Consider the following 12,211-nt stretch of genomic DNA (forward strand, 5'->3'; position numbering starts at 1 on the left):
TGTTGAAATCATAATTTTAGTTTTTTCAGAGGTTTTTTCATGAATGAATTCAAAGTCAATACTTACACCAACAATAATCAAATTAACCCCGCAGTAGCAATGGATGCTGATGGGGACTTCATCATTTCCTGGACTGGTAATGCTCAGGATGGATCTGGCTATGGGGTGTATGCTCAACGCTACAACAGTGCTGGAGTGGCTGTTGGGGGCGAATTCAAAGTCAATACCAACACCAACGGCAATCAACTTAACTCTACAGTAGCGATCGATGCCGATGGTGACTTTGTTATTTCCTGGCAAAGCCAAGATGGGTCTGGCTCTGGGATATATGCCCAACGCTACAACACTTCTGGAGTGGCTGTTGGGGGCGAATTTCAGGTTAATACCTTCACTAACAACGAGCAAGTTAACCCCACAGTAGCGATGGATGACAATGGTAACTTTGTCATTTCCTGGCAAAGCAGTGGTCAGGACGGAGCTACTGGCTCTACTGGCTATGGGGTATATGCTCAACGCTACAACAGTTCTGGGGCAGCTGTTGGGGGCGAATTCAAAGTCAATACCCACACCGAAAGCTCTCAATATAACCCCACAGTAGCGATAGATGCCACAGGGGACTTTGTTATTTCCTGGCAAAGCTATTATCAGGACGGGTCTTACTTGGGCATATATGCCCAACGCTACAACAGTGCTGGGATGGCTGTTGGGGTCGAATTCCAAGTCAATACCCACACCGACAGCTTTCAAAAGAACCCCACAGTAGCGATGGATGCCACTGGGGACTTTATCATTTCCTGGCAAAGCCTTGGTCAGGACGGATCTAACTATGGCATATATGCCCAACGCTACACCAGTGCTGGGATGGCTGTTGGGGTCGAATTCCAAGTCAATACTCACGCTGACGGCAATCAATATAACCCCACAGTAGCGATGGATGCAGATGGGGACTTTATCATTTCCTGGACTAGCGATAGTCAGGATGGATCTATCGATGGCATATATGCCCAACGCTACAACAGTTCTGGGGTAGCTATTGGGGGCGAATTTCAGGTCAATAACTACACCAACAACTCTCAAAATAACCCTACAGTGGCGATGGATGCCACTGGGGACTTTGTTATTTCCTGGCAAAGTAATGTTCAGGACGGGTCTGGCTTTGGGATATATGCACAACTAAACAATAACAGTGGGGTTCCTCCGACAATTACCTCTGGTTCTGCCTCTGCCCTGACATACACTGAGAACGCCACTACAGCTATCGACTCAGGCATCACCGTCAGCGACACAGACTCCCCCAACCTGGCTAGTGCCACTGTCAAGATTACTAATGGTTTTGTCTCTGGTGAAGACATCCTCGCCTTCACCAACCAAAATGGGATTACCGGCAGCTACAACAGCAGTACAGGAGTCTTAACCTTAATCGGCAGTGCCACCGTTGCTAACTATCAAACTGCACTGCGTTCCATTACTTATAACAACAGCAGCGACAACCCCAGTACTACACCTCGTACCGTTAGCTTTCTAGTTAATGATGGGACTGCTAATAGTATTGCCGTTACCCGCAATATTAATATTACGTCGGTAAATGATGTAGCCATCGCTACTGCCACGAGTTCTGCCTTATCATATACCGAGAACGCAACTACAGTACTTGACTCAGGCATCACCGTCAGCGACGTAGATTCCCCCAACCTGGTTAGTGCTACCATCAGCATTACCAATGGTTTCACCTCTGCTCAAGACACTCTCGCCTTCACCAACCAAAATGGGATTACCGGCAGCTACAACAGCAGTACAGGAGTCTTAACCTTAATCGGCAGTGCCACCGTTGCTAACTATCAAACTGCACTGCGTTCCATTACTTATACCAACAGCAGTGATAACCCCAGTACTATACCTCGTACCGTCAGCTTTCTAGTTAATGATGGGACTGCTAATAGTACTGCCGTTACCCGGAATATTAATATTACGGTAGTTAATGATGCACCCGTTGCTACTGCCACCAATTCTGCCCTAGTATACACTGAAAATGCTATTACACTCATTGACTCAGGTATCACCGTTAGTGACGTAGACTCCGCCAACCTGGCTAGTGCCACCGTCAGCATTACCAATGGTTTTGTCTCTGCTCAAGATACTCTCGCCTTCACCAACCAAAATGGGATTATCGGCAGCTACAACAGTAGCACAGGTGTCTTAACTTTAACTGGCAGTGCCACTGTTGCTAATTATCAAACTGCACTGCGTTCCATTACTTATACCAACAGTAGTGATAACCCCAGTACGATACCTCGTACCGTCAGCTTTCTAGTTAATGATGGTACGGCTAATAGTGCCGTCGTTACCCGCAATATTAATATTACGGCAGTGAATGATGCTCCCGTTGCTGTTAACGACAGCATTACCACAAATAAAAACACACCTATTATCATTAATGCTACTAATCTGTTGAGCAATGATACAGATGTCGATGTTAGTGACGTATTGAGTATTACTGGCTTGACTCAACCTAGCCAAGGAAGCTTACTTAACAACAACAACGGTACTTACACTTACACGCCTGTCCAAAACTATTATGGTTCTGACGGCTTTACTTACACCATAAGTGATGGGCATGGAGGCAGTAGTACTGCAACTGTCAACTTGACTATTAATCAAATCACTCCTCCGATTAATGGCACTTCAGGTGCAGACACCCTGACTGGTACGGTGAATATGGATATCATCTCAGGATTGCAGGGCAATGACACGCTCCAAGGACTAGGTGATAACGACACTCTCGATGGCAGTGATGGAAATGATTCCTTAGATGGTGGTGCAGGAGCTGATAGTCTCATCGGTGGTAAAGGCAATGATACTTACATCGTAGACAATCTGAGCGATTCGATTACTGAAGGCTTAAATGCAGGCACAGATTTAGTCAAGTCTTCGGTGAGTTGGGTGTTGGGAAATAACGTAGAGAACTTGACCCTAACTGGAACCGAGGCAATCAATGGTACTGGTAACAGTCTTAATAATATCTTGATTGGAAATACTGCCGCTAATATCTTGAGTGGAGAAGGTGGTAACGATAACCTCTTTGGTGATTCAGGTAATGACACCTTGTTGGGCGGTGCAGGCAATGACACCTTAGATGGAGGGTTGGGAGCTGATAGTCTTGATGGTGGAATCGGTAATGACACTTACATCGTAGATAACGTCAACGATATTATTATCGAAGGCTTAAATGCAGGCACAGATTTAGTTAAGTCTTCGGTGAATTGGGTGTTGACAAATAATCTGGAGAACTTGACCCTGGCTGGAAGTGGGGCAATCAATGGTACTGGTAACAGCCTTAAGAACATTCTGATAGGAAATACTGGCGCTAACATCTTGAACGGAGAAGATGGCAACGATAGCCTAATTGGTGGTTCCGGCAATGACACCTTGTTAGGTGGTGCAGACAATGACACCTTGGATGGAGGTTTAGGGGCTGATAGTTTTAATGGTGGAGCTGGCAATGATACTTACATCGTAGACAACCTGAACGACTCGATTACTGAAAGCTCAGATATAGGCATAGATTTAGTTAAGTCTTCGGTGAATTGGGTGTTGGCAAATAACCTGGAGAACTTGACCCTGACTGGAAGCGGGGCAATCAATGGTACTGGTAATAGCCTTAATAACATCCTGACGGGAAATACTGGTGCTAACACATTAACAGGAGGAGATGGCAATGATAGCCTCTTTGGTAGCTCAGGTAATGACACCTTGTTAGGCGGTGCAGGCGATGACACCTTGAATGGAGGTGTAGGGACTGACAGTCTTGATGGTGGAGTCGGCAATGACATTTACACTGTAGACAACCTGAACGATAGTATTATTGAAGACTTAAATGCAGGCACAGATTTAGTCAATTCTTCGGTGAATTGGGTGTTGGGAAATAACCTGGAGAATTTGACTCTGAGTGGAAGTGGGGCAATCAATGGTACTGGTAACAGCCTTAATAACATCCTGACGGGAAATACTGGTGCTAACACCTTAACAGGAGGAGATGGCAATGATAGCCTCTTTGGTAACTCAGGCAATGACACCTTGTTCGGTGGTGCAGGTGACGATCTAATCGCTGGTGGAGTTGGTCGAGATGTATTAACTGGTGGAACTGGGCAAGATAACTTCAACCTAACTGGTAGCCGTACTGGAGGGTATGATACGATCGCTGATTTTACTCTTGGAGAGGATACTATCTTGATTTCCAAGGCTGAATTCGGACTGGTTCAATCTCAAAATACGACGCTCGATTCGGGCTTGTTTCGACTTGGTACCAGTGCGATCGCAGGAAGCGATCGCTTTATCTACGATCAAACTACGGGTAATCTTTTCTTTGACGCAGATGGGATTGGTAAGACTGCACAAGTTCAAATTGCCCAGTTCTCCAATCAGGCAGTGCTTAGTAGTGCAAATATTACTGTCATTGCCTAACGAAAGCTAACTATAGCAAGCATCTAGAGATTACCCAGTAAGAGACAGATCAACTCTTGCTGGGTAATCTGTCATAAATACACATTTGAGTGCAACACAACTACAAACTTTTAACTTTCCTCTTGGGAATAACCGTTTTTCTCGCGTTTGAGGCTTTCTTCTAAGGCTTGAATTTGCTCGCGTCTGGCTTCCAACTCTAAAGAACGCCTTGCTAAGTCTTGGTTTTGCAACGTCAGGGATTGTCGCCAATGTTCTGCTCGCTCGGCCTCATGCTGCAAAAATTCTGGGGTAATGCCGATGGTGAGGTAGTTTTGTACCAGATGCAGTACCCAGTTAGTCGCGTCTTCTAGTCTTTCAATATCGCCTGTAGGAGAAAGTTCTACTAGAACAAGTAAGTTCTCACTCATGATCTTTCCCTTTCCAAGCAGAATGAAAGCTTCTTCGGGAATTATCGCCCACAAGTTATCAGCTTCTTGACGCGCCAATAAGCGTAACTGGTGCTGGTCTAAAAAATCGTTTTTACGCACCTGGGCTAGATATAGCATGAGGGTCGCTTCGCTCCAATTCAAAATTCAAAATTCAAAATTCAAAAAAAATTTAATAAAAAATTAAGTGCCAGAATGGATATTTGGATCTTGTTAATTGGTAATGGGTAATTGGGAATTATTAACACTCCCATTACCCATTACAGTTATCCTAAGCCACGCAGGCGATGCCTACATTAACCCCTTAAGGCGATCGCGCAAAATTTCAGCTTGCTTCTGTGCTTCTGCTAAGGCATCCCGCGCTCCCTGTACCACGTCGGCTCTAGCTCTATCTACGAAACTAGGATTGTTTAATCTGGTACTCAGGGATTGAACTTCGGCTTCAGCTTTGCTCAAGCTTTTTTCTAGCTTGGCACGTACAACTTCAATATCTACCACACCGCTCAGAGGAATTAGCACTTGTATTGTACCAATTACACCTGCGATCGCATTTTCTGATTCTTGTGATTGTTCTAATTCTTTCTGCGGGAAAATGCGGCTCCATAACCTAAGTCTCGCTTGAGCAGTTAGTAAATTTTGGCTAATAAACCAAGCTGTGTAACCAAAACCAACTAGTTCAAAGAAAGTTCCGACCAGCAAAGTGTCATCAATGGCATAACCCACAGCTAAACCCAATCTACCAAATACAATCGCTACAATAATTAAGCCAATTGTCTTCAAACCCCTTTGAGGTTTTTTAACTGCAACAGTTTGCTTTTCTTGCTTGTCAGTAATGGTTAAAGTCTCAACCTTCGCCAAATCTTTTATATAAGACTGTCCACCAGTGAGAATTTCCCGCTCCTTCTCGCTTTCAGTTTGCAAATTCGCTATCACTTTTACCCCTGGTTTAATATCCGCCTCAGCTCGCAAATTCCGAATTGTGCGGATAGTACCAATTAGTAATTCAAATTGTTCTTCTAAAGCTTGATCAATTAGATTTGCATCTACCTGGGGATAGATTTGTAACGGTAAAGTTTGCAGGGAATCTGCTGATTGTTGGGTAAGAGTTTGCCAAATTTCTTCGGTAATATGAGGCATGAAGGGATGAAGCAGTTTCATAATCCCTTCCAGTATGTAGCCGAGGGTTTGCTGCGCTACCCGCCGCGATGCTGGATCGGCATCTGCTTGCAATCTGGATTTCACCAGTTCAATATACTGGTCGCAGAAATCACCCCAGATGAATTCGTAGAGTCCTTTTGCTGCTTCCCCTAAACCGTAATTATCGATGTAATCGGTGGTTTGTTTGACAACTTGATGATACCGCGAGATAATCCAGCGATCGCTCAATTCGATAGCTACTGGGTTCCCCAATTGTTGCGGTGTTTGTCCATCCAAATTCATCATCACAAACCGGGCAGCATTCCACAACTTGTTTGCAAAGTTGCGAGATGCCTCTACTGATGCTGATTCATCCTTTTTGCGATCGTACTCCAACCGGATATTTTGTCCAGCCCCTGCAACTTCCCTAATTAGGGTATAGCGCAGGGCATCAGTACCATATTTGTCAATTAATAACAACGGGTCAATGCCATTACCTTTGCTCTTTCCCATCTTTTGACCTTTTTCATCCAGCACCAAGCCGTGGATGTAAACTGTTTGGAAAGGCATTTGTCCGGTAAAATGTCCAGCCATCATGGTCATTCTGGCAACCCAGAAAAAGATGATGTCAAAGCCTGTCACCAAAGTAGTAGTCGGGTAGTAAGTTGCTAAATCTTGAGTTTGTTCCGGCCAGCCCAAAGTCGAAAATGGCCAGAGTCCAGAAGAAAACCAAGTATCTAGTACATCTGGGTCTTGTTCTAACTTGACATTTTCGCCAAATTCTGATTTAGCCTTCTCCCAAGCTTCAGTTTCCGATTTCGCCACCACAAAGGGCGTATTATCGGTTATTTGCCCATCCGTTTCACTAACAGCGTACCAAGCAGGAATTCGGTGTCCCCACCATAATTGGCGAGAGATGCACCAATCATTGAGTTTTACTAGCCAATCACGATAGACCTTTGTCCAGCTTTGGGGGACAAACCTTGGAGAAGTTTGCTGGTCGAGGAATTCGAGAGTGTTGTCAGCGAGGGGGCGAATTTTGACGAACCACTGAGTCGAGAGGAGAGGTTCAATAGGTACTTTACCGCGATCGCTGTATGGAACGGTATGTTTATAATTTTCTATCTTCACCAGAAAGCCATCTGCCTCTAAGCGAGAAACCACATTCTTTCTAGCAACAAAGCGGTCTTGTCCTTGAAACTCCCCGGCATTGGCGTTGAGAGTGCCGTCTTTATTCATGATGTTGATTAACGGCAGATTGTGACGCTTACCCATGTCAAAATCGTTCGGGTCATGGGCGGGAGTTATTTTCACGCAACCCGTGCCAAAGGTGGGATCAACAAATTCATCGCCAATGATCGGAATTTCTCGGTGTAAAATTGGCAGAGTTACAGTTTTGCCGATGAGATGTTTGTAGCGATCGTCATTGGGATTAACTGCTACAGCCGTATCACCCAGCATCGTTTCTGGTCTAGTTGTCGCCACCTCTACAAAACCAGAACCATCAGTGAGAGGATAGCGGAAGTGCCAGAGATTTCCATTCACTTCTTGATTTTCTACTTCCACGTCAGACACAGCCGACTGAGAAGCAGGACACCAGTTAACTAAATATTCACCACGATAAATTAAGCCTTCCTCGTAAAGGCGAGTAAATGCCTCGACAACAGCTTTAGATAAACCCTCATCCAGGGTAAACCTTTCCCGCGACCAGTCCACCGAGACACCCAAACGTCGTAGCTGATTAAGAATTGTTCCCTCAGACTCCGCCTTCCATTGCCAAGCGCGTTCTAGGAACTTTTCGCGCCCCAACTCGTAGCGAGTTTTCCCCTCTGTCTTGAGTTGCTTTTCCAGCATACTATGCACAGCAATGCTGGCGTGGTCAGTTCCCGGTAGCCATAGGGTATTGCGCCCCTGCATCCGGTGGTAGCGCACAAGGGTATCAATCAACGCACTTTCAAAAGCGTGACCCATGTGTAAGCTACCGGTGACATTCGGCGGGGGAATGACGATGCAGTAGGGTTCGCCGCCTTTATTGGGGTCAGCTTTGTAAACTTGGTTGTCTTCCCAGAATTTTTGCCACTTGGCTTCAGTGGAAAAAGGGTCGTAGAGACTGGGGAGATTGGGAATGGTTGCGGTCATGCGGGGCAAACTAACTATGGAAGGACTCTAATAAATTTTGCCACAGGGTTGGAGAGGGTTTGTTTAGCAATTCTCGAAATCGTGGATATATCCCTTAAAAAATCTGAAAATACGAAATCTATTTTTGACCCTTGTAGTTATCTTGAATAAACTCCGTAGCTGACATCTGTATATTCGCTCAGAAAGACTCATGAAATTGAAACCAGGTTTATTTCAACTCATCGTGTTAGTTATGACTGTATCGCTACTTGCTTCTTGTGCGACAACCCCAGAAGCAAGACAGTCAGATTGCAGCTCCACAACGTCGCCAAACCAACAAGCCAATAACTGTTCTCCCTCATCGAATAGTAGCGGCAGATCGAGTGGTTACTCTGGTGGTAGTAGCATTAGAAGATCCGGTTATGGTAATTCATCGGAGGTCGGGACTTCCAGCGGTTCTTCCAACGGTCGTAGTGGTTTTGGTAGTTTCGGTCGCGGTGGTCATGCGGGTGGATAAGAGAGTTATGAATATTTTCAACAGTCCTCAACGAAAGCGTCTATTTCAGTCGATGAAAATGGGTTGGTACAACTTTGCTCCGATTGAAGAAGGAACAGGTATACCTCTAACTGACCAAGAAACACCTTACGCTCTTTATTATTGCCATCAAGTTTTACCGCAGACCATACAAGAAATCCAGCAAGCATCGGAATTAGTCGGTAGTATTTTAACCCAAACGTGGAAAATTATTCGTACTCTTGATGAAGATACACTACTTTATTATGGATTTCCTGAAGCTACAATTAAGTTAGTTAAATATGACTTTCTCGCACCATTTTGTATGCGTCTTGATTGGTGCTGGAATCAAGACGCAGGGATAAAAAAAGTAGTAGAAACTAATCCCCAAACTCCTAGCTTTTGGTTTGAGTGTACAGATGGCAATAAAAAAGTCGCCAGACATTTTGGATTGCAAGAACCAGATTTAGATGCTCAAAAAATTTTAAAAATAACACTCAATCAACATGTCAATAGAGCCGCATTAATTTTGGGTAAACCAGTTACAGATTGTCGCGTAGCATTTACAGCTTTGAACAATGCCGAAGATTTAGGTACTATGCGATGGTTAAGCAATTACTTGGAGTCTAAAAGTGCCATCTTACCTTTAGAATATCTTGGCATCAAAGATGGTGAATATCTATTTGATCGAAGAACACAAAAACCAATAGATATACTCTTTATGTGGTATCCAGTGGAATGGCTAATCTATGATACTGATGAAAAAGGTGAAAGATTATGGCCGGCTCTAGAGCAACTAATTTTTGAGAAGAAAATTGTGATTGTAAACTTTGGTTCTGCCTTTGCACTGCAACCAAAGAGTGTATTTGCCCTAATTACAGATTTGGGATATGACTTTTTTCCTGACAAAGATGCTGGGACAGTCTGGGAATATTTCCCTAAAACATCATTGAGTGCAACAGCAATAGGTAATTCATACTTTGCCAAACCTATTTTAGGAAGAGAAGGTGAAGGAGGATTTGCAGTTAATTCAGGAAATATCTCTGTGCGTAGTAGTAATAATGACCCTTGGTATACACAACAGAATTATGTGTATCAAGAGTTATTAGAGTTTCCTAAATTAGAAATTGATGGCAAGTCGATGACTCAGGTTTGGGGAGCATGGCTATATAACGATGGTAGTGATAAGTTTATACCTGGAGGTGTAGGAATCCGCCTTTCTGAAGGAGAAATTACAGATAACTTATCCTATTGGTGTCCTATTGGATGCTAATTTTAACAGCATCGAGAATTAGAGGCAAATATGAAACCTCAAACCACCAGCCCTTCGCCCTGGACATACATACCCACATTGTATTTTGCCTCCGGCATACCTTACGTCATCATCAACACAGTTTCCGTAATCTTTTACAAAAAACTGGGAATAGATAATACTCAAATCGCCTTATGGACAAGTTTTCTCTATCTACCTTGGGTCATCAAAATGTTTTGGGGCCCAATCGTTGATATTTACTCTACCAAACGCAAATGGATACTTTATACCCAATTTGCCATGTTCGCTTGTTTAGGTTTGATAGCCTTATCCTTACAACTGCCAAATTTCTTTTTCATCTCCTTTGCAACATTAACAATTGGAGCATTTATTTCTGCAACTTATGACATTGCCACAGATGGCTTCTATCTACTGGCTTTATCTCCAGAACAACAAGCCTTCTTTGTTGGCATTCGCTCACTGTTTTATAGAATGGCTGTCATTTTTGGCTCTGGAGTATTAGTAGTCTTAGCAGGTCAGCTTGAAGTATCTCTCAATAATATTCCTTTAAGCTGGACTATAGCTATTGGCTTCTCAGCTTTAATTTTAGCAATTTTGTTTATTTACCATCGCCTAATTTTACCCTTACCCGAATCAGATAATCAACGACAAATACAAGCTAGGGAAAATATACCCTTTTGGTCAATCATTCGCTCATATTTTGCTCAGAATAAAATTATAAATATTTTAGCATTTATCTTGCTTTACAGACTTGGCGAAGCAATGCTTGTCAAGATAGCCTCTTTATTTTTATTAGACAAACCAGAAGTAGGCGGTTTAGGGCTATCAACATCAGATGTCGGATTAGTCTACGGTACCTTTGGGGTAATATCCCTAATCTGTGGAGGAATTTTAGGAGGCTTACTAATTTCTAGATATGGATTAAAAAAGTGTCTATTTCCTATGGCTTTAGCATTGAATTTACCTGATGTATTTTATGTGTATATGGCTTATACGAAGCCTTCACTAACATTAGTGTATCCCTTGGTTTCCTTGGAGCAATTTGGTTATGGTTTTGGATTTACAGCTTTTAGTGTTTATTTAATGTATATTTGCCAAGGCGAATATAAAACTTCTCATTTTGCTATCTCCACTGGCATTATGGCTTTAGGAATGATGTTACCAGGCTTAGTTAGTGGTTATTTACAAAAAGAACTTGGATATCCATTATTTTTTGTCTTGATCTGTTTGCTCACAATTCCTGGGATGATTGCTCTATTTTTTATTCCTTTAAAAGAAGAACCGAAGCGTCAAAATAATTAACATTATTGCAATCCATGAGTTATGTTTTAGGAATAGATGGGGGCGGTAGCAAGACTGTTTGTGTCTTAATGGATGATTCGCGTCAAGTGCTAGGTCGCGGTGAAGCAGGCCCATCTAATTATCAGAGTATAGGTATTGAAGCCACTCTACAATCTATTCAATCAGCAATTTACAAAGCGGTTGAGGCAGCAACAATTACAAATACTGTGAATATTGAGGCGATATGTCTGGGTTTAGCAGGTGTAGGTCGTGCAACAGATATTGAAGTAGTAAAAGGTTTAGTTAAAGAGTTACAAAATAACAAATTGCCTATTAATTGGGCATTACAGCCAGCAAATATTATAATTTGTAACGATGCTTTAATTGCTTTAGTTGGTGGAATTGGTCAGTCTGTAGGAATTGTGGTTGCAGCAGGTACTGGTTCGATAGTTTTTGGGCAAAACCATCAGGGAGATACCAAGCGAGTCGGTGGCTGGGGGTATATTTTAGGAGATGAAGGTAGCGCCTATAAAATTGCGATCGCAGGCATGAAAGCAGCATTAAAATCTTATGATGGGCGGGAAATGTCAACGAGTTTGCTAGAGGATTTCAAACAGCATCTTGATTTGGAAAGTATAGAATATTTAATAGAAGTAGTATATCGGCGAGAATGGGGAGTTAAACAGATAGCAGCTTTAGCACCAATTGTAGATTTTGCAGCCGCGTCAGATGATGTAGTAGCCAGTAGCATAATTGACGATGCTGTAAAAGATTTAGTAAAAGCTACATCTACAGTAATTGATGCTATTTTTAGTGCTGACTCAGTTTTGGAAGTAGTTACAACAGGAAGCGTGTGGCGCGGTAGATGCAAGATCCATGAAAGATTTGCAACGTCTCTTGTTAAGAAGTTTCCTGAAGTAAAGGTGATTTTTCCGAGGTATGAGCCTGCTTATGGTGCTGGTTTGTTAGCGTTGCAGACAACTCAAAATTGATGTAAAGAAA

7 protein-coding genes are annotated in these 12,211 nt (G+C 43.0%); 5 read left to right on the forward strand and 2 right to left on the reverse strand.

All coding sequences use genetic code 11. The features are described from left to right. Positions 1-39 precede the first annotated feature (39 nt). Positions 40-4,461, forward strand: a complete 4,422-nt coding sequence (locus HWQ40_RS35085) for a cadherin-like domain-containing protein (RefSeq protein ID WP_292787202.1) — start codon at positions 40-42, stop codon at positions 4,459-4,461. A gap of 110 nt (positions 4,462-4,571) precedes the next feature. Here HWQ40_RS35085 and HWQ40_RS35090 read toward each other — a convergent pair whose 3' ends face one another. Together HWQ40_RS35090 and HWQ40_RS35095 are read right to left on the reverse strand one after the other, a co-directional pair. Beyond that, entirely contained in the window at positions 4,572-5,006 is a 435-nt protein-coding gene (locus tag HWQ40_RS35090) for a hypothetical protein (protein WP_094348415.1), read from the reverse strand. A 171-nt stretch (positions 5,007-5,177) separates the two neighbouring features. Further along, positions 5,178-8,162: a valine--tRNA ligase gene (locus HWQ40_RS35095; protein WP_292787205.1), complete on the reverse strand. Its 2,985-nt coding sequence runs from the start codon at positions 8,160-8,162 to the stop codon at positions 5,178-5,180. A 190-nt stretch (positions 8,163-8,352) separates the two neighbouring features. On the opposite strand from HWQ40_RS35095, the gene HWQ40_RS35100 reads away from it, so the two are divergent. From HWQ40_RS35100 to HWQ40_RS35115, 4 genes are read left to right on the forward strand one after another with little or no spacing between them, the layout of a single operon-like run. Further along, the gene (locus HWQ40_RS35100; protein WP_292787209.1) at positions 8,353-8,658 is read left to right on the forward strand and encodes a hypothetical protein; all 306 of its coding nucleotides are present in this window, start codon (positions 8,353-8,355) and stop codon (positions 8,656-8,658) included. Between the two features lie 7 nt (positions 8,659-8,665). Next, positions 8,666-9,928 (forward strand): glutathionylspermidine synthase family protein, encoded by a 1,263-nt coding sequence (locus tag HWQ40_RS35105; protein ID WP_292787211.1) that lies wholly within the window; start codon positions 8,666-8,668, stop codon positions 9,926-9,928. Positions 9,929-9,958: 30 nt separating this feature from the next. Beyond that, positions 9,959-11,230, forward strand: a complete 1,272-nt coding sequence (locus HWQ40_RS35110) for an AmpG family muropeptide MFS transporter (protein ID WP_292787213.1) — start codon at positions 9,959-9,961, stop codon at positions 11,228-11,230. A gap of 14 nt (positions 11,231-11,244) precedes the next feature. Further along, positions 11,245-12,201, forward strand: a complete 957-nt coding sequence (locus HWQ40_RS35115; protein ID WP_292787215.1) for an N-acetylglucosamine kinase — start codon at positions 11,245-11,247, stop codon at positions 12,199-12,201. The last annotated feature ends 10 nt before the right edge of the window (positions 12,202-12,211 follow it).

Origin of the sequence: Nostoc sp. NMS9 (assembly GCF_017114995.1) — a bacterium.
GTDB lineage: Bacteria > Cyanobacteriota > Cyanobacteriia > Cyanobacteriales > Nostocaceae > Nostoc.